Here is a 24,142-nt window from a genome sequence, read left to right as displayed (position 1 = left end):
TCGACGCCAATACATAAGGCGAGGAACCCAATGGCTACCGCGACCCTGGACAAGACGGCGCTTTCGACGCTGTTCACCGATTACTCGCTCGAAATCACGCCGAAGGACGTTGAGGCGCTGCAGAATGCCGCGCACATGATCCCGCAGGGCACGTTGATCTCCTGCACCTTCCTGCCCGGCGCCGAGTTCGAGGACCGCGTCGTCGCGGCGCGCGCCATCCAGGATCTGGGCTTCAAGCCGGTGCCGCATATCTCGGCCCGCCGCCTGCTGGTGAAGGAAGATCTCAACCGCTTCCTCGATATGCTCAAGGCGCAGATCGACCTCAAGCATGTCTTCGTGATCGCCGGCGACCCCTCCGAGCCGCTCGGTCCGTATGACGACGCGCTCGCGGTCATCAATTCGGGCACGCTCAAGGAGTATGGCATCGAGCATGTCGGCATTTCGGGCTATCCCGAGGGCCATCCCGATATCACCAACGAGAAGCTGGTGAAGGCGATGCACGACAAGGTCGCGTCGCTCAAGGAGCAGGGCATCGACTATTCGATCATGACCCAGTTCGGCTTCGACGCCGATCCGGTGCTTGACTGGCTGAAGCAGATCCGCGCGGAGGGCATTGATGGCCCGGTGCGCATCGGTCTCGCTGGGCCGGCGTCGATCAAGACGCTGCTGCGCTTCGCCGCCCGCTGCGGCGTCGGCACCTCGGCCAAGGTCGTCAAGAAGTACGGCCTCTCGATCACCAGCCTGATCGGCAGCGCGGGTCCCGATCCGGTCATCGCCGATCTGGTACCGGAGCTCGGCCCCGAGCACGGCAAGACGCATCTGCATTTCTATCCGTTCGGCGGTCTGGTGAAGACCAACGAGTGGATCGTGAACTTCAAGGACAAGCAGGGCATCTAAGCTCCCGCTGGTCACATCGGTTAGCCGGGCCGCGCGTTTTCCAGGCGGGCCGGTTTCGCAACAGGAAGGACGAGGAACATGGCTCAAGGCTCCGATATCGAAGTCGCGCGCGCAGCGAAGATGCAGAATATTGCCGAGGTCGGTGCCAAGGTCGGCATCCCCCAGGAAGCGCTGCTGAACTATGGTCCGTACAAGGCCAAGCTCAGCTGGGACTTCATCAACAGCGTGCAGAGCAATCAGGATGGCAAGCTCATCCTGGTGACCGCGATCAACCCGACGCCGGCGGGCGAAGGCAAGACGACCACGACCGTGGGTCTGTCGGACGGCCTCAACGCCATCGGCAAGAAGACCGTCGCCGCTCTGCGCGAGCCCTCGCTCGGCCCGTGCTTCGGCGTCAAGGGCGGCGCGGCCGGCGGCGGATATGCGCAGGTCGTGCCGATGGAGGATATCAACCTCCACTTCACCGGCGATTTCCACGCTATCACCTCGGCGAACAACCTGCTCTCCGCGCTGATCGACAACCACATCTACTGGGGCAACAAGCTCGGCCTCGACCCGCGCCGCATCGCATGGCGCCGCGTGCTCGATATGAACGACCGCGCGCTGCGCTCGATCGTGAACTCGCTGGGTGGCGTCTCGAACGGTTATCCGCGCGAGGATGGCTTCGACATCACCGTGGCCTCGGAAGTCATGGCGATTCTTTGCCTCTCCTCTGACCTTCAGGACCTCGAGCGTCGTCTCGGCAACATCCACGCCGGCTACACGCGGGAGCGCAAGGCGGTTCTCGCCAGCGAGCTCAATGCCTCGGGCGCGATGACCGTGCTGCTCAAGGACGCGCTGCAGCCCAACATCGTGCAGACGCTGGAGAACAATCCGGTCCTGATCCACGGCGGCCCGTTCGCGAACATCGCGCATGGTTGCAACTCGGTGCTGGCGACCAAGACGGCGCTGAAGCTCGCCGATTATGTCGTGACCGAAGCCGGCTTCGGTGCCGACCTCGGCGCCGAGAAGTTCTTCGACATCAAGTGCCGCAAGGCGGGCCTGAAGCCCGCTGCCGCGGTGATCGTCGCGACGGTCCGCGCGCTCAAGATGCATGGCGGCGTCGAGAAGGCCGATCTCGGCACGGCGAACCCGGCTGCGGTCAAGAAGGGCGGCGTCAACCTTGCCCGTCACATCGAGAACATCCGCCAGTTCGGCGTTCCGGCCGTGGTGGCGATCAATTCGTTCATCACCGACACGCCCGAGGAAATCGAGGCCGTGAAGGAAATCGCGGCTGCCGCTGGTGCCGAGGCCGTGCTCTGCAGCCACTGGGCCAACGGCTCGAAGGGTACCGAGGAGCTGGCGCACAAGGTCGTCGCGCTGGCCGAGAGCGGTTCGTCCAACTTCGCGCCGATCTATGACGACAGCCTTTCGCTGTTCGACAAGATCGACACGATCGCCAAGCGCATCTACCGCGCGACCGAGGCGACGGCCGACACCAGCGTCCGCTCGAAGCTCAAGGGCTGGGAAGCCGACGGCTACGGTCACCTTCCGGTCTGCATGGCCAAGACGCAGTACAGCTTCTCGACCGACCCGGCCCTGCGCGGCGCCCCGACCGACCATGTCGTTCCGGTCAAGGACGTGATCCTCTCGGCCGGTGCCGAGTTCGTGGTCGCAGTCTGCGGCGATATCATGCGCATGCCCGGCCTGCCCAAGACGCCTTCGGCGGACTTCATCAAGCTCGACGAGAAGGGCCAGATTCAGGGCCTGTTCTAAGACCGCCTGATAAGCGATTGAAAGAAAGGGCTCGGGGCGACCCGGGCCCTTTCTTCATTATGGTCACGTCGCGCTGCGGGCGGCTTCGCGGCCCTTGCGGTAGCTCTCGCGGCGCATCTTCTCGAAGCCGGTGCGCTGCTCGTAGCCGGGGTCCTGCGGATAGTCGCGGAAGTCGGCGAGGACTTCGCCGAACAGCTCTTCCAGCTCGTCGCGGAACTCGGGGTGCGGGAAGATGTGGGCGCGGTTCTCGCGCATGCCATCCAGAACACGCGCGGCGATGACGTCCGGCTCCATGCCGTGCTGGTGGAGCTGCTCCATCCGCTCGACCGCAGCGCTGTCCACCGCCTTCATCTCGCTCTTGAGGCCATCCGGGCGGACGGCGTCGCTCGCATAGATGTAGCTCTTCACCAGCCCCGGGCAGAGCACGGACACGCCGATGCCGTGCGACGCGAGGCTGTAGCGCAGCGACTCGCTCAGGCCGCGCACGGCGAACTTGGTCGTGTTGTAGATGCCGGGCGCGCCGGCCGCGAGGAACGACGCCATGGAGGCGGTGTTGACGATGTAACCGCCCAAGCCTCGCGCCTTCATGCGCGGCGCGAAGGTCATGCAGCCGTTGATGACGCCGTGCAGATTGACGCCCATCACCCAGTCCCAGTCGTCGAAACTGGAGTCGTCGATCGTCTGGAAAAGGTTGATGCCGGCATTGTTGAACAGCAGCGAGACCGGGCCGAGCCGCTCCTCCACCTCATCGGCGGCGCGCGGGAAGTCGGTGCGGCTCGCGACGTCGAGCTTGATGCCCATCGCTTCCTGATTGTCGAAGCTCTCCAGCGCCTTGTCGATCGAGTCCTGGCGGATATCGGCAATGGCGACCTTGCAGCCCTCGGCGAGCAGGGCGCGGGCAATGCCGAGCCCGACGCCATTGGCGCCACCGGTGACGAAGGCCGTTCGGCCGGCGAAATCGATCATCTGTCTTCCTTCATTGGGGGTGATTTTCGTCCCGCGCCTGTGCCCGTTCCGCATCCATCATCCGCGCAACAATCTTGCGAAGGTTCGGAAAGTTCGGGGGTCGCCGCAATTTAAAATCGCCTTTCGCCGAGTCGGGCTGACCGCATCAGCGCCTCGCCGGGGTCAGCGTGCCAAGGGGCATCCCTGTAGGACAGCCCCTTTTTCAGCGGAACGAAATCAAGGCCGAGAGGGCAGGGCGGGGGCATCGTCACGGCTGCCGCGCCGCGCGCGCCGGATTGTCCGGGCCGGACTGGCGCCCCGGCACCTGCTCGTTGAAGATGCGGCGGCTGACGAATTTCCAGACGCCATCGACCTTGCGCATCGCGTCCTCATAATGGCCATAGCTGCCGATCAGCGGACTGTCGCCGGGACCGTTGTTCGCCATCTCGAACCAGTAGACGACGCCCCGTGCCGTCTCGCCCTCGACATAGATCGCCTGATTGGTGACGAAATGGCGCAGTTTGACGGGATTTCCCGCGCTGTCCGTGCCGTAGACGCGCGCGACCACCTCCTTGTAGGCGGTCATTTCCTTGAAGATTTCGGCCGGACCGACGGCGCGGCCTCCGGCCCATTCGAGCACGCCCTCGGGCGCGAACAGGGCGGCATAGGATTCCGCGTCGCCCCAATCGAGCGCCAGCAGATACTCCGCCTCGAGTTGCAAAATGGCAGCGCGGTCCTGCGCATAGCGCTCCTGCACGCCTGCTGCATTGCCCATTTCGTTCGTCATCGCTCCCCCCGCTCCCTTGCGCGTCCCGTGGCGTGACGCCTGATGAAATGTGGCGGGCTTGCACGGCCCTTGCGTATCGTCTCTAAAGCATGGAAACGGGGCTGCGCAACATTTCGGACAGAATCAACGTTGCGCAAAACTCGGGTGAGGTCAGAGCGGTTTATCGGCAGGGCCGGGCACTGCTTTTCAGGGTCAGAGAGAGAGGAATAACATATGGCAATCGCACCCTCCGCGGGGCAGGCGCCGGCAACCGACGCGGGCGCGCAGGCGCATCAGTGGCCGTCGAGCCCGGCCGCCTATTATGGCCTCACGGTCATCATCATCGCGACCTTCCTGAGTTTCTTCGATGCGACCGTGTTCGGCATGCTGGCCGAGCGGATCAAGATCGACTTCGGTCTGGGTGACGAAGCGCTCGGCTTCCTCGGCGGTCCGGCCAGCGTGATCTTCTACGTGTTCGTGGGCGTCCCGCTCGCGCGCCTCGTCGATCTCTATCCTCGCCGCTACATTCTCGCGATCAGCGCGGCCGTCACCGGCGGCGTCACGATGCTGAGCGGCCTTGCCCAGAATTTCTACCAGTTCATCGCCTCGCGCATGCTGCTGGGGGCGGGCGGCGCGGCGCATGCGCCCGGCTCCTACTCGCTCATCGCCGACATGTTCCCACCCAAGAAGATCCCGATCTCCTTCGCGCTGCTGCAGTTCGGCTTCATCGGCGGCACCACGCTGGGCGTCTATTTCGGCGGCAAGATGATCGTGGCGACGGCGGACTGGGGCATCAGCGATTTCATGGGGCTGCGCATCCATAGCTGGCAGTGGATCCTCATCTGGCTCGGTTGCCTGTCGTTCCCGGCGGCTCTGCTCTTCCTGTTCATCAAAGAGCCGGCGCGCCGCAAAGGCGTGGCCGACAAGGTGCATATTCCGGAGAAAGCGAGCTTCGGCCGCACGGTCGCGACCTTCATGGGCTTCGATGCGATCAAGGCGATCCACTCGCAGGGCCGCGTCTATTATCCGCTGTTCATCGCGCTGGCGCTGAGCGCGCTGGAGAGCCAGGGCTTCGGCTTCTGGCGCGTACCGTTCCTCGTGCGCACCTATGGCATGGACGAGGGGCAGATCGGCTCGATCCTGGCGCCGATGCTGCTGGTCGCCCAGCTCATCGGCCTCGTGCTTGGCGGTGTCATGGTCTCGTTCTTCGCCAAGAAATACAAGGACGCCAATGTCCGCACGGCCGCCATCTGCTTCACGGCGGTGACGATCCTGACTATCTCGGCCCCGCTCATGCCGAGCGGCGAACTGTCCATGGCCTGCATGGCGATCGCGACCATGTTCGGTCTGGCCGGCGCACCCGCGCAGAATGCCGCCGTGCAGCGCGTCGCGGCGCAGTCCATGCGCGGGCAGATCACGGCCTTCTACCTGTTCATGTTCACCTTCTTCGGCGCCATGGGCAGCCTGGTGATCGGCACGGTGGCGCAGCGCATCGTCGGCAATGAGGCGGACCTCTGGAAGGCGATCTTCTACACCGCGATCGTGCTGTTGCCGCTCGCCACGATCAGCATGTGGCGCGCTTGCAAGCCCTATCGCGAGGAGATCGAGCGACTGGAGGCGATCGAGGCTGAAGCTGCGAAGGCAACAGCGGCGTAAATCCTCCCCGGAGCGGGGAGGGGGACCGCCAACCGCAGGTTGGGGGTGGAGGGGGATGGCGGCGTTGCGCGACTCCGCACGCCCCCTCCGTCAGCCCTGCGGGCTGCCACCTCCCCGACACGGGGAGGATCAGGCAGCGAAGAGTAGTTGACGACTCACCATCTTGCCCCGAGAGGGGTGAAGCGAAAATCTCGGCCGGCGGGCATGTTTGCCCGCCGTGCCTTTTATCCCGATATCCTTCGGAGAGGACGGCCATGACGAGCTACCCCGCCCTGCACATGATCATCGACGGCGAGGCCGTCAGCGGCGGCGACCGCAACACGTTTGCCATCGTCAACCCGGCGACGGGCGAGACGATCGGCGCGCTGCCGCTGGCAACCACGGCCGATCTCGACCGGGCACTGGAGGCCGCACAGCGCGGCTTCGTGCGCTGGCGGAACTCTTCGCCGCAAGAGCGCGCGGCGGTCCTCAACGGTGCGGCGCGGCTGCTGATCGAGCGGCAGGACATGCTGGCTCGCATCGCCACGATGGAGCAGGGCAAGCCGCTCGCCGAAAGCCGCATCGAGGTGATGATGGTGGCGGGGCTCTTCCAGTTCTACGCCGGGGAAGTGTTCCGCATCTATGGCCGCACGCTGGTGCGCCCGGCGGGCACGCGCTCGACGGTGACCTATCAGCCGGTCGGCCCGGTCGCGGCCTTCTCGCCGTGGAATTTCCCGCTCGGCAATCCCGGTCGCAAGCTCGGCGCGCCGATCGCGGCGGGCTGCTCGGTCATCATGAAGTCGGCGGAAGAGACGCCGGCCTCCGCGCTCGGTGTGCTGCAGTGCCTGCTCGACGCCGGGCTGCCCAAGGAAGTGGCGCAGGCCGTGTTCGGCGTGCCGGACGAAGTCTCGCGCTATCTGCTGGCCTCGCCGATCATCCGCAAGCTGAGCTTCACCGGCTCGACTGTGATCGGCAAGCATCTTGCCAAGCTGGCGGCAGAGGACATGAAGCGCACGACCATGGAACTGGGCGGTCACGGGCCGGTGCTGGTGTTCGACGATGTGGATGTCGATCGCGTGCTCGACGTCATGGTCGGCCACAAATACCGTAATGCCGGGCAGGTCTGCGTCTCGCCGACGCGCTTCATCGTGCAGGAAGACATATTCGACAAGTTCCGCACCGGCTTTGCCGAGCGGGCCAAGGCGATCAAGGTCGGCAATGGCCTGGACGACGGCATCCAGATGGGTCCGATGGCCAATCCGCGCCGCCCGGACGCCATGGAGCGCCTGATCGGCGGCGCCAAGGCGGCCGGCGCGACGCTGCACACTGGCGGCGAACGGCTCGGCAATCAGGGCTTTTTCTACGCCCCGTCCGTGCTCAGCGAAATTCCGCTCGATGCCGAGATCATGAACGAGGAGCCGTTCGGCCCGGTCGCGCTCATCAATCCGTTCGGCAGCGCCGACGACATGATCGCGGAGGCCAATCGCCTGCCTTATGGCCTTGCCGCCTATAGCTGGACCAACGACGTCAAGATGCAGCGACGCATCGCCCGCGAAGTGGAGACCGGCATGCTCGGCATCAACAGCGTCGCCATCGGCGGCGCGGACTCGCCGTTCGGTGGTGTGAAATGGTCTGGCCATGGGCATGAGGATGGGCCGGAAGGCCTGCAGGCTTGCCTCGTGACCAAGGCGGTCCACGAGGGCTGAGGCTGGAGATCAAGAGAAATCCGTTCGCCCTGAGTAGCTGCTGAGCTTGTCGAAGCGGCGTATCGAAGGGTTGTTCTGCGGTGCTTCGATACGGGACTTCGACAAGCTCAGTCCCTACTCAGCACGAACGGTTCGAGTATATGCTGGGTGAGGAGAGAGACGTGACCCATGAACTGAAGACCGGCGGCGACCGGGGCTATCTGCGCATCGCGACGGAAGAGGCCTTCGGCACGCGCGAGCAGCTCGACGCCTATCTCAAGCTCGTGAAAGAGGGCAGAGCGGACAAGGCTACGGCCTCGCTCTGGGGCTTTTACGGCACCTCGCCTTCCGAGCGGACCCAGTTCATCCGCGATCGCCTGCTCGATCTCGACACGTTGCGCCTTCAGGCGATGGACGAGACCGGTATCGACGTCGCGATCCTCTCCATGACGTCCCCTGGCGGGCAGGTGTTCGAGGCGGATGAGGCCAAGACGCTGGTGTCCCATGCCAACAACGTGCTGAAGGACGCCGTCGAGCGGCACCCGACGCGCTATGTCGGCATGGTCTCGATCGTGCCGCAGGACCCGGCCTGGTCCGTCGCCGAGATCGCGCGCGGCAAGAATGAGCTCGGTTTCAAGGGCGTGATGGTCAACAGCCACACCAAGGGGCATTATCTCGACGAGGAGCAGTTCGATCCGATCCTGCGCGCCTGCGTCGACAATGACCTGCCGCTCTACATTCATCCGCAATCGCCACCGGACAACATGATAGCCGGCATGGTCGAGGCGGGGCTGGACGGCGCCTTGTTCGGCTTCGGCGTCGAGACCGGCTATCATCTGCTGCGCGTGATGACCTCGGGCGTGTTCGATCGCTATCCGGACCTGACCGTCTGCGTCGGCCATGGCGGCGAGGCGATCCCCTACTGGCTGTTCCGCATGAACTACATGCACAATGCCAGCGTGCGTTCGCAGCGCTATCCGCGCTTGAAGCCGCTCCAGCACGACCTGTTCCACTATATGCGCAACAATGTCTGCGTGACGACCAGCGGCATGGCCTGCGAACTCGCGATCAAGCTGTGCATCGACCAGCTGGGCGAAGACCGCGTCATGTATGCGATGGACTATCCCTACGAGTTCGTGGCCGACGAAGTGCGCACGCACGACAATCTCGACATCCCGCTCGAGACCAAGAAGAAGCTGATGCAGACCAACGCCGAGCGGGTGTTCAAGCTGTGAGTGCCGACCCGGTGATGGCACGCCGGGTCACCGGTACGGCCTGGTATGCGCTGGCGCTGGTGGCACTCACCAATGCACTGTCGCTGCTGGATCGCAATATCCTCGCGATTCTGGCACCGCGCATCAAGGCGGATCTGGAAATCGGCGACGCGGAGATGGGGCTGCTCTACGGCACCGTTTTCGCGCTCTTCTATGCCCTGTTCTCGCTGCCGCTCGGGCGCCTGTCCGACGGCTGGGTCCGCACGCGCATCCTGTCGATTGCGATCGGCTTCTGGTCGCTTGCCGCCGGTCTCGCCGCCTTCGCCAGCGGCTTTGCCATGCTCGCCATCTCGCGCCTCGGCGTCGGCATTGGCGAGGGGGCGACATCGCCCGCGGGGACTTCCCTGCTGTTCGACTATTTCCCCAAACAGCGGCGTGGTCTGGTCATGGGGGTCATTGCCTCGGCGATCGCGGTCGGCCTTGGTCTCTCCAACGTGCTGGGCGGGGTAGCGGCGGAATGGTGGGACACGCGCTATGCCGGCGGCGGGGCACCCGGGGGCTTCTCGGGCTGGCAATTCGCGTTCCTGCTGGCCTCTCTGCCCGGCTTCATCCTCGCAATCCTGCTCTGGGGCCTGAGAGAGCCGCGGCGCGGCCTGATGGACGGGGTCGAGACGCCGCGCGATCCCGCGCCGTTCAGGGCCAGCTTCGCGCTGCTCGGATCAGTGACGCCGGGCACGAATTTCCTGAGCCTCGCCGCGCGCGGTGCGCCGACACGGCACTGGACCGCCAATATCGGGGTGATCGTCGTGGTCGTCGCGCTGATGGCTTTCATCGTACACCTAACATCCTCCTTCTCGCCGCGCCCGCCGCTCGTGGTGGGCGGCGTCGCGATCAATCCCCATCTGCTGCAGTGGGGCGTGATGGGCTTTGGCATCATCGTCATCTTCAACCTGCTGCAGGGGCTCAGCCTGGCCGACAAGCCAACTTATCGCGTGATGGTCGGCTCGCCTTCGCTGATGATCGGCATGGCTGTCGGCGCGCTGCAGACGGTCATCAATTACGGAATCATGGGCTTCACGCCGACCTTCATCATGAAGACCTATGGCACCTCGCCGGCCGAGACCGGCGTCGTCTTCGGGATGCTGTCGCTGGCGATCGGGGTCCTCGGGCCGATGATCGCCGGGCCGCTGTCCGACTGGTTCGACAAGGTCCTGCCGCTCAGGGGGCGGGTCTATCTCACCCTGTTCGCGCTCGGTCTCTCGCCCATCGTCGGCATCTGGACCTATCATGCGGCCGACACGGCCGGCTTCTACACGCGCTTCGTGCTCTACAGCATCATCCTCACCTGCTGGATTCCGCCGCTCTATTCGCTGATATATGGCCTCGTGCTGCCGAGGATGCGCGGTATCTGCGCCAGCACCTATCTGATCGTCTCGACCATTTTCGGCCTGGGCATCGGACCGTATCTGGTCGGCATGGTGTCGGACGCCACGGGCGGCGACCTGCGCGCTGCGATCCTAAGCGTCAACTGGGTCGCCATCCCGATCGTCATCCTCCTGCTTGTCCTCGCCCTGCGGGTGCGCAAGGATGAGGCATTGATGCTGGAACGGGCGCGGGCGGCCGGCGAGCCGATCTGACCCGGCCGGACATGCGGGCGATCCGGCGCCACTTGTTGACTTTGTTCGAAAACGTCCCTGTAGTCGGGCGGTGAGTCTGGGTCGCGCGCGCTGTTCGGCGCGCCGGGAGAGAGGAAAGACAAGAACATGGCTGATGAAGTGACTGTCGATTATGTGATCGTCGGCGCGGGCAGCGCGGGCTGCGTGCTCGCCAACCGTCTGTCGGCGGACAAGAACACGCAGGTCGTCCTGCTGGAAGCCGGCGGCGACGACAGGCCGACGCGCGAGCTCGGCCAGTTCTGGTCGAACATGATGATCCATATCCCGATCGGCTTCGGCAAGACGCTGAACGACCCGAAGGTCAACTGGCTCTACGAGACCGAGGTGGACGAGGGATCGGGCGGCCGCCCGCACAAATGGCCCAAGGGCAAGGTGCTTGGCGGCTCCTCGTCGCTCAATGGCATGCTCTACGTCCGTGGCCAGTCGGCCGACTATGACGGCTGGCGCCAGATGGGCAATGAAGGCTGGTCGTGGGACGACGTGCTGCCGCTCTTCAAGAAGAGCGAAGACCAGCAGCGCGGCGCGATCCCGACGCACGGCACCGGCGGCGAACTCGCCGTCTCCGACTTCCCCGAGCAGCACCCGGTCAGCAAGGCGCTGATCGATGCCTGCGTCGAGGCCGGCATTGCGTACAAGGACGACCTCAATGACGGCGATCAGGAAGGCTCCAGCTGGTTCCAGATGACCGCGAAGAACGGCAGGCGCTGTTCGGCAGCGGTCGCCTTCCTGCACCCGGTGATGGACCGCACGAACCTCACGGTCGAGCTGCGCGCCATGACGACGCGCATCCTCTTCGAGGGCAAGCGCGCCGTCGGCGTGGAGTATAAGCAGCATGACCGCACGCGGATCGTGCGCGTGCGCAAGGAAGTCATCCTCGCGGCCGGCGCGGTCGAAAGCCCCAAGCTGCTCGAAGTCTCGGGCATCGGCCAGGGCGCGCTGCTCCAGTCGCTCGGCGTGCCGCTCATCCACGAGCTGCCCGGCGTCGGCGAGAACATGCAGGATCACTATATGATCGGCTGCCAGGCCCGCCTGAAGCCGGGCACGCCTTCGGTCAACTCGATGGCGAGCGGGCTGCCGCTGGTGGGTCAGGTGCTGAAATATGGCCTCACCCGCAAAGGCCTGCTGAGCTACGCCGTGGCCCATGGCTGCGCCTTCGTGCGCTCGCGCGAGGGACTGGAATCGCCGGATATCCAGATCCACACCATGGCCGCTTCGATGGACCTCGAGGTCCTGAACGCCAAGCAGCAGCTCGCGCTGGAGAAGGAGCCGGGCCTCGCCTCGAACCCCTGCCAGCTTCGCCCGGAATCGCGCGGATCGATCCACGCCAAGTCACCGGACGGCCTCGTGACGCCGAAGATCGTGCCGAACTATCTGGACGACAAGGCCGACCAGCAGATGGCGGTCACGCAGCTCAAGCTGATCCGCAAGATCTGGCAGCAGCCTTCGGTCGCCAAATATCTCGCCGGTCCCGATCCGTTCGGCGAGACCGACGACCAGATGTTCTTCTATGCGCAGGTCGCGGGCGGCACGCTCTATCATGCCGTCGGCACGGCGCGCATGGGCAGCGACCCCAAGGCCGTGGTGGACGCCCGCCTGCGCGTCCATGGCGTGCAGGGCCTGCGCGTGGTCGATGCCTCGATCATGCCCAAGATCGTCTCGGGCAACACCAATGCCGCCACGATCATGATCGGCGAGAAGGGATCGCAGATGATTCTGGAAGACGCCAAGGAACTGGCGCCGGCCTGATCCGGCCTGTCATTTGGAATTGGGGAAGGGGCTTCGGCCCCTTTTCCTTTGTCTGCTGCGCTGGATGCACTTGCCCGAAACGAGCGGATCACCGATCTTCCTCGGCGGATGTCCTCATTGGAGCAGGCCATGGACGACGACACGCCACCGCCCGACAGCAAGCTGACCCGCTCCAAACAGCGCTGGGCCAGCGAGCAGAAGTTCCTGACCGGCGCCGTCTCGCGGCCGGAGGATGAACGCCTGCCGCCCGGCCAGCATCTGGTGCGCGACTGGCCGGTGCTCGATCTGGGCCGTCAGCCGGATGTTTCGCACGAGCGCTGGCGGCTCAAGATCGGCGGGATGGTCGAGCATCCGGTGACGCTGGACTGGGAGGCCTTCATGGCGCTGCCGCAGACGAACCTTCGCACCGACATTCATTGCGTCACGACCTGGTCGCGCTACGACAATGACTGGTCCGGTGTCTCGACGCGCGATCTGCTCGATCTGGTCATGCCGCGCGACGAGGCCGCATTCGTCATGCTGCACGGCTATGACGGCTACACGACGAACGTGCCGCTCGCCGATTTCGCGGCACCGGATGCACTGGTGGCGCATGGCTGGCAGGGCGAGCCGCTGACCCGCGAGCATGGCGGCCCGGCACGGCTGGTCATCCCGCATCTCTATTTCTGGAAAAGCGCCAAGTGGATCAGCGGCATCGAGCTGCTCGGCGCGGACAAGGCCGGCTTCTGGGAAGTGAACGGCTATCATATGCGCGGTGACCCGTGGGCCGAGGAGCGCTACGGCTGAAAAGGTCTCGGTGGCGCTATTGGAGCACTGCTGATGCGGCATTCCGGTGCGTGCGGGCATAGAGGCCGGGCGAGCATCCCATGCGCCGACGAAAGGCCGTGCTGAAAGCGCTGGCCGATTCATAGCCGATCGTGTCGGCAATGCGATCGAGCGTCGTGTTGCCGCGTGCCAGAGCATCCTGCGCCAATGCCATTCGCCAGCGCGCCAGATATTCGATGGGGGCGCAGCCGAGTATCTGCGCGAAGCGCGCGGCGAAGGCCGATCGCGACATGCCGGCAAGCTTTGCCAGCGTCTCCACCTGCCATCCGGCACGGACATCCGCATGAATGGCGCGCAGAGCGCGCGCCAGACCGGGATCGCGCAAGCCCGCCAGCAGGCCGGCCGGCAGATCGTGCCCATCGGTCTCGCGCCAGCGCAGGCACTCGACCAGGAGGATTTCGAGCAGGCGATCGACGATCATGTCGGCGCCAGGCCGCTCCGCAGCGCATTCGTCGCCAAGTAGCGCGATAATTTGACCGAGCCGTCCTGTCGCGCTGCCTGCGCGAATGTGGATCGTCGCCGGCAGAAGCCCCAGCAGCAGCGGTGCATTGACCCCGTAAATCTCGAACGCGCCGCCGAATAGCGCGACATCCGGCTCGCCATCAGGATCGCCATGGCGCACCGGGGCATCAGATGGCAACTGATCGACGCAAGGAACTCCGGGTTCGCTGGACATGCGAAAGGCGGGGGTTGCAGGGAGCAGGATGAAATCGCCTTCGTCCAATCGAACGGGCTGTGCGCCCTCCAGCGAAAGCCAGCAGGCCCCCTTCATCACCAGCGCAAAGCCCGGTCGGCGATAGGCTGCGTAGCGCACGCCCCAATGCCCGCGCGCACTGATCGGCTTCGAAACCGCCGCATGAGGCCGGAGGAGCGAGATGACGTCACTGAGAGGGTCCATTGGACGATCCATAATGTTTCATGGATTTAACATTATAGATCATCTTGAGGCAATGTCTATGCTGAGGGTCTCGAAAGGAGATTTCTCATGTCCAAGACGATCCTCATCACCGGCACCTCGTCCGGCTACGGCAAGGCGATGGCCAGCCTGTTCCTAGAGCGTGGCTGGAACGTCATCGCCACGATGCGTCGCCCTGACGCCAGTCTTTTCCCGCCGTCTGATCGGCTCAAAGTCCTTCCGCTCGATGTGACGGACAGCGATAGCATCGCGGCCGCCATCGCCGAGGGCGTTGCGGCTTTCGGTACGATCGAAGTGGTGGTCAACAATGCCGGCATCGGCCTCGCCTCGGTTGTCGAGGCGACGCCTGACCATATCGTGCGCGAGATTTTCGAGACCAACAGCTTTGGCGTGTTCGCGGCCTGTCGCGCCATCATTCCGCAATTTCGCCACCAGGGTCATGGCACAGTGATCAACGTGACTTCCAGCGCGGCGATCGCGCCGCCTGCGCTCGTCGCCATCTATGCCGCGAGCAAATGGGCGGTGGAGGGCTTCACGGAATCGCTCTCCTACGAACTGGCCTCATTCGGCCTTCGCGCGCGTCTGGTCGAGCCGGGCTATGCGCCGACCACCAGCTTCACGGCCAATGGCGGCGACCGTATGCAGGGGCTGATCCCGGCGGACTATGGCGCATTTGCGCAAGCCTGTTTCGGCAAGATGGCGAATTATCCCACAGCCTATTGCACCGAGGCTGAGGTTGCCGAGGCGACCTGGCGCGCGGCGACGGAGGCCGGAAATCGTCTGCGCTATCCCGCCGGGGCGGATACGCAGCTGCTGTCGGACCTGCGCTGGACGACGTCCGAGGATCATTATCTCGCGAGGATGCGAGCCATGTTCGGGCCGGAGCTCCAGCCGGCCTGAGCGACCGGGGTGAAGCCCGTCAGCGATCCTGGCTGGCGGGCGTCGCCTGTTCGACGCCTTCGAACGCCTTGGCGATCAGCGCAACCGATTTCATCCGCACTTCGGGATCGTAGGCCGGGCTATGGACGATCACTTCGTCCACCTGCGTGCGTTTGATGAAGCGGCGCAGGCCTTGGGTCACATCCTCGACCGAGCCGAAGGCGGAGCATTGCAGCGTGTGCGCCAGCATGCCGCTGATCGCGGGATCGAGAGTCTCGATGTAATTTTCCTGTGGCGGCGGCAGGCGGCCGGGCCGGCCGGTGCGCAGCGCCACGAAATTCTGGATGATCGAGCTGGCGATGAAGATGCCTTCCTCCGTCGTATCGGCGGCCACGGCGCTGAGCGCGGCGGCGGCATAGGGCTCGCGCAGATGCTGCGACGGGCGGAAATCGCGGCGGTAGATTTCGAGCGCCTCGTCCAGCAGATCGGGCGCGAAATGCGAGGCGAAGGCATAGGGCATGCCGAGCGCGGCGGCGAGTTGCGCGCCGAACAGGCTGGAGCCGAGAATCCACATCTCGACCTGCGCGCCGCGGCCGGGCACGGCGATCAGGCCGAGATCGGGATCGCCCGTGAAATGCGCGCGCAGCTCGACGACGTTGCGGGGAAATTCCTCGGCTTCCTGCATGAAATCCCGCCGCAAAGCCCGCGCGACGCGATTGTCGGCGCCGGGCGCACGGCCGAGGCCGAGATCGATGCGATCGGGGAACAGCGCGTCCAGCGTGCCGAACTGCTCGGCGATCACCAGCGGCGAATGATTGGGCAGCATGATGCCGCCCGATCCGATGCGAATACGGCTGGTCGTGCGGCCGGCCTCGGCAATGATGAGCGAGGTTGCGGCGGCGGCGACCCCGGTCATGCCGTGATGCTCGGCGATCCAGTAGCGATGATAGCCATGCGCCTCGACATGCGCGGCGAGGGGGCCGACGCGACGGATCGCATCGGCGCTGGTTTCGCCCTCGCGGACATTGACGAGATCGAGGAAGCTGAGCTTGGTCATGGCGCGAAGATGGGGCAGTCGGTGGCTTTGTGCAACCGGTTCCGACCGTCATCCCAGCTTTCGCCGGGATGACGAGGGAAGGGGGGAAAGCTTCAGGTCACCCGCCAGACCCAGAGCTTGATCCCCGCCGCGAAGCGCGCGCCGGAGCAGACGAAGATGCTCTCGTTCATCCACTCATAGCGGCCCTTGGGTGCGATGAACTCCGGCACGGTGCGGAAATAATAGTCCCGAGCGTCGACGACTTCCCCCGCCGCGAGCCGGGCCATGACCGCTGGCGGGCCATGGCGCAGACCGCGATTACGGATCTGGATGACCACATCATCGTCGGTGCGGATCGCATAAATGGCATCGGCCACCGTGACGCCGTCATGCCGCGTCAGCTGCCAGTCCGACGCATTGCCGATGAGGCTGCCGCGGATAAGCGGACCCTCGACGCGGCCGCCGGTCTGGATGGGGATGATGCGGCGCGTGCCGTCGATCGTCTCGCCGATCGGAATGGGCGGATCGAGCGCGCCCTCGGCCTCATAAACGAATTCGAGGCCGGGCATGATGGCGTCGGCGGGGATCATCGGTCGGTCTCCGTCAGCGTTGGTCGGTAATGGCTTTGAAATAGCGAATGGTGTCGGCCGTGACGCTCGCCGGGACGGCGGGCGGGTGGTAGCTGAGCTTCACGATCACGGTCTTGGTCGCGGGATGAACGTAAATCATCTGCCCGGCAAGGCCCACTGCGGCATAAGCGCCGGGTTCTCCATCGACCTGCCAGAACTGGAAGCCATAGCCACGCGACCCCCCCGGCGAGTCAACAGGGATGGGCAGCATCGTCGTCGCCTGGGCGAGCCAGCTTGCCGGCACGATCTGGCGATTGCCGCGCTTGCCATTGTTGAGCATCAGCAGCCCGAGGCGTCCGAAATCCCGGAGCACGGCGTTGTAGCCCATGCCGGAAAGCTCGCGGCCGACGCCTTCCGGGCCGTCGGCGAGCCAGTAGCCGTCGGCCTCCATGCCGGCCGGCACCCAGAGATTGGCCTGGGTGAAGGCGGCGAGCTTCTGTCCGGTGGCGCGCTCGAGCGTCCAGCCGAGCACGGCGGTGTCGATCGTCGCATAGTTGAAGTGCGTGCCCTGCTCCCACTTGTGGCCGATCGTGCGGGCGGAGTCGGCGAAGCGCACCTTGTTTTGCACGATGGCATTTTCGTGGTTCACGGCGGCGGGGCTGGGATTGGCGCCGAAATCATAGCGCTCCTCATAGTCCACGCCCGAGCGCATCTGGAGGATGTGGCGCAGCGTGACGCCTTCATAGCCACCGCCCTTGAGCTCGGGCAGATAGGCCGTGACCGGATCGTCGATCGACTTGATCATGCCTTTTTCGACCGCGATGCCCATCAGCAGCGCCGTGATCGACTTGGCCATGGAGAAGCTGATGAAGCGCGTGCCCGCATCCGAGCGGTTGCGATAATCCTCGAACAGGATTTTGCCATCGCGGATGACGAGGACGGCATTGGTGTAGGTGCGCTCGGCCCAGGCGTCATAGCCGTTCGGCATGGTGAAGCCGGTTGCGTGGGGCAATTGCCAGACGGCTCCGCGCCGTTTGACCTCGCGCGTTTCGAACATCCGCGCATTGTCGCGGAAGGTGAAGCTGTTGATCTCCGGATTGAGCCATTGCCGCCGCATGGCGATGACGGCGGGCGAGGGGCCGGCCGCGACGGCGGGTGCGCTCTGTGCGATGGCAGGCAGGGTGGGTGCCGCCAGCAAGGCCAGCGGCGCGACGATCTTCATTAGGCGCATGTCTCTCTCTCCTGTTATGCCACGCCGGTTTTCGTCCGGTCGCGGATCCTTCGTTTTGGTTTCAGAACGTGATGACCAACCGCCCGCGCGTGCCTCCGGCCTCAAGGCGGCGATGGGCGTCGGCCGCCTGCTCCGGCGGATAGGTCTGTGCGAGGCGCAGGGTGAGGGTCCGTGCCTCGACCTGTTTCACCAGCGTTTCCAGCTTTTCCCACTCCTCGGCATAGGCGCGCACCAGGGTCGCGGTGGCGTTGATGCCCCGCTGCGGCTCGGCCTGATAGGCGCGCAGGGACGTGTAGGCGCCGCCATCGCGTACGGCGGGGACGGCCAGCGCGTTGAGGATGGCACCGTCGGCGAGGCCATCGACGCCATCCGGAAAATGCTCGCGGAAACGCTCAGCGACGTCATTGCCCCGACGCACGACGATGTCGGCACCGAGCGACTTGACCAGAGGCTCGTCCGCTTCCGATGCATCGGCGATGACGGTAAGGCCCTCGGCTTTGGCGAGCTGGACGACATAACCGCCGAAAGCGCCCGCCGCGCCGGTCACGGCGAGGACCTGCCCGGGCTTGAGATCGAGCAGGTCGAGCGAGCGGCGCGCGGTGAGGCCGTTCATGGGCAGCGTTGCGGCCTCTGCATGGGAGACGCCCACCGGTGCGCGCACGACAGAGCGGGCATCGAGCACGATCTGCTCGCGATAAGCGCCATGACTACCCTCCGGGATGACGATGGCCAGCACTGCATCGCCGACCTTGAGGCGATCGGGCACGTCGCTGCCGACTTCGTCGATGATCCCGGCCACTTCCATGCCCGGCACATAGGGCGGGGGATCGGCCGCCTGCATCGTCGCGCGCGTGCCGTTGCGCGCGCCGACATCGGTCGGGTTCACGGTCGCGGCATGGACGCGAATGCGCACTTCGCCGGGGCCGGCGTGGACTTCGGGGAGGTCGATAACTTCCAGGACCTCGGGTCCGCCATGCGTGAAGAGTCCGACTGCGCGCATGAGGTCATCCTTTCTCCCTGGCACCGGCGATCCGCGGGCGGGCGCATCCTAGGGGCATTTGTTTGATCGGCAAGGGGGTCAGCGCGCGGGCGGCTGGTTGACCGTGCGGCGAGCGACAAGATGGTCGAGCGCCAATGTGCCTGCGCCCATCGTCCCGAACAGCAGGCCAAGGCCGACCAGGACGATGGCGGGTCACCACTCCCGGAAGCTCTGGTCCCAATGCACCATCACGACGGCGATGACGAAGTTGACGATCAGCAGCAGCCCGGCCCAGCGCGTGGCGAGGCCGAGGATCAGGGCGATGCCGATGAGGAACTGTGCATAGACGGACAGCGGCGCCATCGATTCTGGAGAAACGAAGCCCGTGGCGCGCAGGAACAGGACGAATTCCTCCATGCGCGCGGGATCGACGATATTGTCCCAGACACCGTGGACGAGGAAGGCGCCAGTCAGCAGCCGGAGCGCGAGGAGGGCCGCATCGGCGCCATTCGCCAGTGGTTTCAGCAAGAACCAGTCATGGCCGTTCATGCGTCTCTCCCTGGTCTGCCAGCATAAACCCACATGGGCACGGCCGGTCAAGCGTGAGAGGAGGGGAGCCGAACATGCGCTGTAAGTCGACTGGGCAAGGGCGTTTCCAGTGACGCAAAATCGCGGCGTCACCCCGGATCAAGTCAGGAGTGACGCCTGTCTCCGAATTCCCGGAACGTCCCGGAATTTCAGGCCGCCAGCCCGATTTCCTCGGCATTGGCCCAGTTGCCGTGCAGGCCGAAGCGCAAGGCAAAGGGTATGTGGATAGTCGCCACCGGACCCTTCTCGATGTTCAGCGCCTCGAAGATTAGCAGGTCGCTCTTGTGGTCGGCGAGGCGATTGCAGACCTGCACGATCCAGCCGTCGCCTTCGGGCGCATCCTTGCTGCGCGGGATGAAGGCAGGCTCCTGCAGTGAGGAGACCGGGCCGCACCACCAATGCTGTTCCTTGCCGGTCTGGTGATCGATGTGGAACAGGCAGTTCATCAGAAAACCGCCTGCGGAGCCGCCCTTGAGCTCCACCGGCCGCTTCATGTCCATCTCGAGCATCCAGCCGTGCCGATAGGGGAGGCCGGTCATGCGATCATCGATGCGCGGGAACTCGCCGACGGTCTCGGTCAGGCGTTCGACGCTGGCGAACTCCTCGCTGTTCGAGGCCATATCGACCGTCCAGCGCGTCAGGCGGCTGGCGGCCTGCATCGGGTTGAACGGCGCGCCATGCACGTCCGGGAAGAAGGGGAACATGTTGTTCTCTGCTTCGGGCACGTCGATGCTGACCTTGGTGCCGTCCTGAAAGGCATTCATCACATGGCTTGCGAAGCAATTGTCACGCTTGAACCAGCGGATATCCGCCTGCGTCACGCCGTCGCGGCGCGGAATTATGCCGAGATAGACGGGCATGGTGGTATCGAAGCCGAAATGCGGCAGGCCCTTTTCCAGTCGCTCCCAGCTGCCGATCGACGGCACGATGTGGAGGACGAGATAATCCTGCGTCACGCCGAAGTCGTGCATCATGCAATAATAGGGCGCCTTGAACCAGATTTCGCGGATCAGTTCGCCTTCCGGGCTTACCTCATAATAGCAGACGTCGTCCGTGCAGAGGCCGCTCGCGGCATAGCCGATGGCGATCATGTTGCCGGTCGCGGGATCGATCTTGGGATGCGCGGTGAAGGTCTGGCCGGTCATCTTGCCGCCGAACTTCTCGAAGCCGATCGTCTCCATCGTGTCCGGCTCCATGACCAGCGCCGGGCTGTCTTCCTTCATTGCCCAGAGCTTGCCGGCATAGATGAAGGCATTGGTGTTCGCCGTGGAGCGGATTTCACCTTTGACGGACTCATCGTCGGTCAGCGGATTGCGATAGGCGCCGAACAGACCCTTGTTGGCGGCGTTCTCCAGCTTCCACTTGTCCGTCTTCGCCCAGCGCTGGCGAATGTCGCACTGGCCGTCATGAATATGAAAGCGGGTGATCATCCCGTCGCCGTTGAAGCTGATGTCGTCGCCGAGGCGCGGCGGGAATTGCGCATCGGGCTGGACGCGGAAGAAAGCGCCGTTGAGCTCCGGCGGGATCACCCCTTCATGAGCGAGATTCGGGATGTCGCACTCGATGCGGGACGGTGCGTTGAAGCCCGTAAAAGATGGGGTGTCCGGAAATTGTGCCATGGGTTGCTCCTCTCGCTCATAATTGTATGCTATGCTTACGAAATCGGCAAAGTCTTTGCGCTGCGTCAAGCCCGTGAGCGATCTGTTCCTTGTTGGAGAGAGAATTGGAAGCGAAACAAAGGCAACGTTCGGTCAATCCGGCAAGCGCCGATTGCGTGAACGATGCAGAGGTCGCGCCCCGCTCGCCCGGGGACGATGGCGGCATCGGTGGCATCGACGAGATCATCGGGTTCCACATCCGACTGGCTCATGGCGCCACCTACCGGCATTTCACGGAGACTTTCGCGGAGCTTGGACTCACGCAGAAGATGGTCTCGGTGCTCTGGCTCATCAACGATCATCCGCACATCGCACAGGCTGACATCGGCCGGCGGCTGCAGATGGACCGCGCCACCACCATGGCGATCATCAACCGCCTCGAAGCGCGTGACCTGTTGGTGCGCGGCGCTTCCACGCTCGATCGGCGTCGGCAGACTTTGGCGCTGACCGAAGGAGGCCTGGATGCCCTGGTCGAGGCCAGGCGGTGCATCGACGAGCATGAACAGTGGGTGAGGACGCGCTTCACCAAGAAGGAAGCGACATTGCTCATCGAGCTGTTGCGCCGTATCCACGAATAGACTCGGCGCCAAGAATGCCGCGACAATAAGATAGCCTGGAGGGGACGAATGGCAGCGACTGACCCGCGTCAAATCATCAATGACAGCGCCATGACGGTGCGACAGTGGGTTGTCGTGGTCCTGATGGTGCTGCTGAACGCGCTGGACGGGTTCGACGTGCTGTCGAGCGCCTTCGCTGCACCGGGCATCTCCAAGGAATGGGGCATTCCCCGCTCGGAACTGGGCATCGTCCTGTCGGCCGAGCTGGTCGGCATGGGGTTCGGCTCGCTCATCCTGGGTGGCGTGGCGGATCGGCTGGGCCGCAAGCCGGCGATGCTCACCTGCCTCGTCGTCATGGCGATCGGCATGTACATGGCGCATTCCGCGCAGGCCGTGACGCCGCTTACCATCTGGCGCTTCATCACCGGACTCGGCATTGGCGGTATGCTGGCCGCGACCAATGCGGTCGTGGCCGAAACCACCAGCAAGGCCTCGCGCAGCCTCGCCATGGCGCTTTACGTGATCGGTTATCCGCTAGGTGGCGTGATCGGCGGTTTCGCAGCGCAGGGCTGGCTGCTCGTGGACTATGACTGGCGCGCCGTCTTCCTTTTCGGCGCCGTCGTGACCGCGATCATGATCCCGCTGGTCATGTTGCTCGTGCCCGAAACGCCGGCCTTCTTCGCCGCGCGACGACCGGAAGGGGCGGTCGGCAAGATCAACAAGTCGCTGCGCGCGCTGGCCAAGCCCGAGATTTCCGAGCTGCCGCCGATCCCGGAGCAGGCCGCCAAGCCCAAGGTCACGGACATTCTTTCGAATTCGCAGCTGCGCCCGGTCACGCTGCTGCTGGCGTTCGGCTACATGTTCCACACGCTCACCTTCTATTACATCCTGAAATTCGCGGTGCAGATCGTGGCGGATGCGGGTTTCAGCCAGCCCGAGGCGGCAAGCACGCTGACTTATGCCAATATCGGCGGTGCCGTGGGCGGCGGGCTGTTCGGCTTCCTGCTCAAGAAGTGGGACATCAAGGGGCCGACCATCCTGATGTGCGTTCTCGGCGTCTGCGCGGTCGCCTGGTTCGGCATCGGCCATGAGGGCCTGGGCGCATGGCGGCTTGCGGGCTTCCTGACCATGTTCTTCCTGAATGCGGCCATCGTCGGCTATTATGCCGCCTTCGCGCGCGGCTTTCCGGCATACGCCCGTGCCACCGGTACCGGCTTCGCGCTCGGTGTCGGTCGCGCTGGCGCGGCCGGCTCGCCGATCCTTGCGGGCTTCCTGTTCACCGCACTGGGGAACGAACAGCTGTTGACCGTCTCGCTGATCATGTGTTCCGGCGCGATCCTGGGTGCCTGCCTGCTGTGGCTGCTGCCGATGCGTGACGGCGACGACGTGGTGGCCGGCAAGGCCTGATCGGAGGCCGGACCGCCGTCCGCTAAGTCGCGACCTTCAGCACTTCGTCGGGCCGCGCCAGCGCGAATAGGCTGAGGCCGGCGGCTTCCGCACGGGCTGCTGCCATGCTGGTGGGCACGGAAATAGTAACGAGGCTCGTGGCGCCAGCACGCACGGCCTTCTCGACGATCTCGTAGCTGCAGCGCGCGGTGGAAAGGATGAAGCCCCCGGCCATGCTCTGGCCGCTGCGCGCCATGGCGCCGACCAGCTTGTCGAGCGCATTGTGGCGGCCGACATCCTCGCGGACGGTGACGATTTCTCCTGCCGAATCGACATAGGCCGCGGCATGCATCCCGCCAGTCGCGCGATTGCCGGGCTGGTGCTCGCGCAATGCCTCCAGCGCGCGGAAGATGACGGCGGGATCGATCGGCGTATGGGCTGCGACGGGGGGTAGGGGGCGCGCAACGGCTTCCAGATTGTCGATGCCGCACAGGCCACAGCTCGATTCCGCGACGCGGCTGCGCACGCGCTCCTGGAGTTTTTCCAGCGCGAGCGACGTGATCGTCGCGCGGGCGATCCAGCCCAGGTCCGTCTCGGCGAGATCGATGCCGGTCACATCCTCGACCCGCGGCGCGAGGCCCTCCGTCAGCGCGAAGCCGGTGATGAAGTCTTCGAGATCCGTCGGCGAGGCCATCATCACGGCATAGGAGAGGCCGTTATATTCGAGCGCGACGGGGATCTCAGGCGCGAAGGGCCGATCGACCGTGCGGGTCGAGCCGTCCGGGCGCAAGGCGGTAAGGGTGAGGGCGGTCGGTGTGGTCACAGAGCACTTGTGCTCCCGCAAAGGCGGGAGCCCATGGCAGCCAGGCGCCGCGGTTGGGCCCTGGGCTCCTGCCTTTGCGGGAGCACAAGGCTGTTTGGCGACGACATGACCTGTGCGAGCTGATGGTGGACGGTGCTTTGCCGGCTCACCAGGCCGAGGCGGGGCGGGCCGCCACATAGGCCTCGACCTTCACCATCGCCTCGGCGGCAATGGGGGAGAGACCGGAGCGGTCGCCCTCCAGCATGGTCTTCTTCATGCGCGGGTCCCAGAACTTGTTGATATGGGTCGCGGCCTGATCGACCGCGCTGTCGTGCCCCTGTGGCTCGAACGCGCGCGCGATCTGGTTGGCCATGTATGTCAGGCGATCGATGTTCAT

The 24,142-nt window shown here is 64.9% G+C and carries 22 protein-coding genes; 11 read left to right on the top strand and 11 right to left on the bottom strand.

Annotated features, from left to right (window positions below):
• Nucleotides 1–30 precede the first annotated feature (30 nt).
• Together KM135_RS04385 and KM135_RS04380 are read left to right on the top strand one after the other, a co-directional pair.
• Nucleotides 31–897: a methylenetetrahydrofolate reductase gene (locus tag KM135_RS04385; RefSeq protein WP_221712754.1), complete on the top strand. Its 867-nt coding sequence runs from the start codon at nt 31–33 to the stop codon at nt 895–897.
• A 78-nt stretch (nt 898–975) separates the two neighbouring features.
• On the top strand, nt 976–2,652 hold the full coding sequence (locus tag KM135_RS04380) for a formate--tetrahydrofolate ligase (protein WP_221712753.1): 1,677 nt from the start codon (nt 976–978) through the stop codon (nt 2,650–2,652).
• Nucleotides 2,653–2,715: 63 nt separating this feature from the next.
• Here the strand turns inward: KM135_RS04380 and KM135_RS04375 are convergent, their stop codons facing one another.
• Both KM135_RS04375 and KM135_RS04370 read right to left on the bottom strand, forming a co-directional pair.
• On the bottom strand, nt 2,716–3,618 hold the full coding sequence (locus tag KM135_RS04375) for an SDR family NAD(P)-dependent oxidoreductase (protein WP_221712752.1): 903 nt from the start codon (nt 3,616–3,618) through the stop codon (nt 2,716–2,718).
• 247 nt (nt 3,619–3,865) lie between these two features.
• Entirely contained in the window at nt 3,866–4,384 is a 519-nt protein-coding gene (locus tag KM135_RS04370) for a nuclear transport factor 2 family protein (protein WP_221712751.1), read from the bottom strand.
• Nucleotides 4,385–4,597: 213 nt separating this feature from the next.
• Between KM135_RS04370 and KM135_RS04365 the strand changes: the two genes are divergently transcribed.
• The 6 genes from KM135_RS04365 (at nt 4,598) to KM135_RS04340 (ending at nt 13,105) form a co-directional block, all read left to right on the top strand.
• The gene (locus KM135_RS04365; protein WP_221712750.1) at nt 4,598–6,019 is read left to right on the top strand and encodes an MFS transporter; all 1,422 of its coding nucleotides are present in this window, start codon (nt 4,598–4,600) and stop codon (nt 6,017–6,019) included.
• A gap of 254 nt (nt 6,020–6,273) precedes the next feature.
• Nucleotides 6,274–7,704 carry an NAD-dependent succinate-semialdehyde dehydrogenase gene (locus KM135_RS04360; RefSeq protein ID WP_221712749.1) on the top strand — a complete coding sequence of 477 codons (1,431 nt, stop codon included), beginning with the start codon at nt 6,274–6,276 and terminating at the stop codon, nt 7,702–7,704.
• 161 nt (nt 7,705–7,865) lie between these two features.
• Complete coding sequence (locus KM135_RS04355) at nt 7,866–8,918, top strand: amidohydrolase family protein (protein WP_221712748.1); 1,053 nt, start codon at nt 7,866–7,868, stop codon at nt 8,916–8,918.
• Nucleotides 8,915–10,534, top strand: coding sequence for an MFS transporter (locus KM135_RS04350; protein WP_343228146.1), 1,620 nt, complete (start codon nt 8,915–8,917; stop codon nt 10,532–10,534). Before KM135_RS04355 ends, KM135_RS04350 begins: the two co-directional genes overlap by 4 nt.
• A 126-nt stretch (nt 10,535–10,660) precedes the next feature.
• Nucleotides 10,661–12,319, top strand: a complete 1,659-nt coding sequence (locus tag KM135_RS04345) for a GMC family oxidoreductase (protein WP_221712747.1) — start codon at nt 10,661–10,663, stop codon at nt 12,317–12,319.
• 129 nt (nt 12,320–12,448) lie between these two features.
• Complete coding sequence (locus tag KM135_RS04340; protein ID WP_221712746.1) at nt 12,449–13,105, top strand: sulfite oxidase-like oxidoreductase; 657 nt, start codon at nt 12,449–12,451, stop codon at nt 13,103–13,105.
• A 16-nt stretch (nt 13,106–13,121) separates the two neighbouring features.
• Here KM135_RS04340 and KM135_RS04335 read toward each other — a convergent pair whose 3' ends face one another.
• Nucleotides 13,122–14,042: an AraC family transcriptional regulator gene (locus tag KM135_RS04335; RefSeq protein WP_221712745.1), complete on the bottom strand. Its 921-nt coding sequence runs from the start codon at nt 14,040–14,042 to the stop codon at nt 13,122–13,124.
• 87 nt (nt 14,043–14,129) lie between these two features.
• Here KM135_RS04335 and KM135_RS04330 point away from each other — a divergent pair, with 87 nt between their 5' ends.
• Nucleotides 14,130–14,960, top strand: a complete 831-nt coding sequence (locus tag KM135_RS04330; RefSeq protein ID WP_221712744.1) for an SDR family oxidoreductase — start codon at nt 14,130–14,132, stop codon at nt 14,958–14,960.
• Between the two features lie 19 nt (nt 14,961–14,979).
• Here KM135_RS04330 and KM135_RS04325 read toward each other — a convergent pair whose 3' ends face one another.
• The 6 genes from KM135_RS04325 to KM135_RS04300 form a co-directional block, all read right to left on the bottom strand.
• Nucleotides 14,980–15,996, bottom strand: coding sequence for an LLM class flavin-dependent oxidoreductase (locus tag KM135_RS04325; protein ID WP_221712743.1), 1,017 nt, complete (start codon nt 15,994–15,996; stop codon nt 14,980–14,982).
• A gap of 92 nt (nt 15,997–16,088) precedes the next feature.
• Entirely contained in the window at nt 16,089–16,565 is a 477-nt protein-coding gene (locus tag KM135_RS04320) for a DUF3237 domain-containing protein (RefSeq protein WP_221712742.1), read from the bottom strand.
• A 13-nt stretch (nt 16,566–16,578) separates the two neighbouring features.
• The gene (locus KM135_RS04315; protein WP_221712741.1) at nt 16,579–17,775 is read right to left on the bottom strand and encodes a serine hydrolase domain-containing protein; all 1,197 of its coding nucleotides are present in this window, start codon (nt 17,773–17,775) and stop codon (nt 16,579–16,581) included.
• Nucleotides 17,776–17,836: 61 nt separating this feature from the next.
• On the bottom strand, nt 17,837–18,775 hold the full coding sequence (locus KM135_RS04310) for an NADP-dependent oxidoreductase (RefSeq protein ID WP_221712740.1): 939 nt from the start codon (nt 18,773–18,775) through the stop codon (nt 17,837–17,839).
• Between the two features lie 192 nt (nt 18,776–18,967).
• Complete coding sequence (locus tag KM135_RS04305) at nt 18,968–19,303, bottom strand: DoxX family protein (RefSeq protein ID WP_221712739.1); 336 nt, start codon at nt 19,301–19,303, stop codon at nt 18,968–18,970.
• Nucleotides 19,304–19,491: 188 nt separating this feature from the next.
• Nucleotides 19,492–20,961, bottom strand: coding sequence for a lignostilbene-alpha,beta-dioxygenase (locus tag KM135_RS04300; RefSeq protein WP_221712738.1), 1,470 nt, complete (start codon nt 20,959–20,961; stop codon nt 19,492–19,494).
• Between the two features lie 155 nt (nt 20,962–21,116).
• Here KM135_RS04300 and KM135_RS04295 point away from each other — a divergent pair, with 155 nt between their 5' ends.
• Together KM135_RS04295 and KM135_RS04290 are read left to right on the top strand one after the other, a co-directional pair.
• Nucleotides 21,117–21,578: a Saro_0803 family transcriptional regulator gene (locus tag KM135_RS04295; protein WP_343228145.1), complete on the top strand. Its 462-nt coding sequence runs from the start codon at nt 21,117–21,119 to the stop codon at nt 21,576–21,578.
• A 48-nt stretch (nt 21,579–21,626) separates the two neighbouring features.
• On the top strand, nt 21,627–22,964 hold the full coding sequence (locus KM135_RS04290) for an MFS transporter (RefSeq protein ID WP_221712736.1): 1,338 nt from the start codon (nt 21,627–21,629) through the stop codon (nt 22,962–22,964).
• 22 nt (nt 22,965–22,986) lie between these two features.
• Here KM135_RS04290 and fdhD read toward each other — a convergent pair whose 3' ends face one another.
• Nucleotides 22,987–23,766, bottom strand: coding sequence for a formate dehydrogenase accessory sulfurtransferase FdhD (gene fdhD, locus KM135_RS04285; protein ID WP_343228144.1), 780 nt, complete (start codon nt 23,764–23,766; stop codon nt 22,987–22,989).
• A gap of 145 nt (nt 23,767–23,911) precedes the next feature.
• On the bottom strand, nt 23,912–24,142 hold the full coding sequence (locus KM135_RS04280; protein WP_221712734.1) for a formate dehydrogenase subunit delta: 231 nt from the start codon (nt 24,140–24,142) through the stop codon (nt 23,912–23,914).

It is taken from the genome of Sphingobium xanthum, from assembly GCF_019737615.1.
In the GTDB taxonomy this organism is placed as follows: domain Bacteria; phylum Pseudomonadota; class Alphaproteobacteria; order Sphingomonadales; family Sphingomonadaceae; genus Sphingobium; species Sphingobium xanthum.
This window is presented reverse-complemented; position numbering and strand designations above follow the sequence as displayed.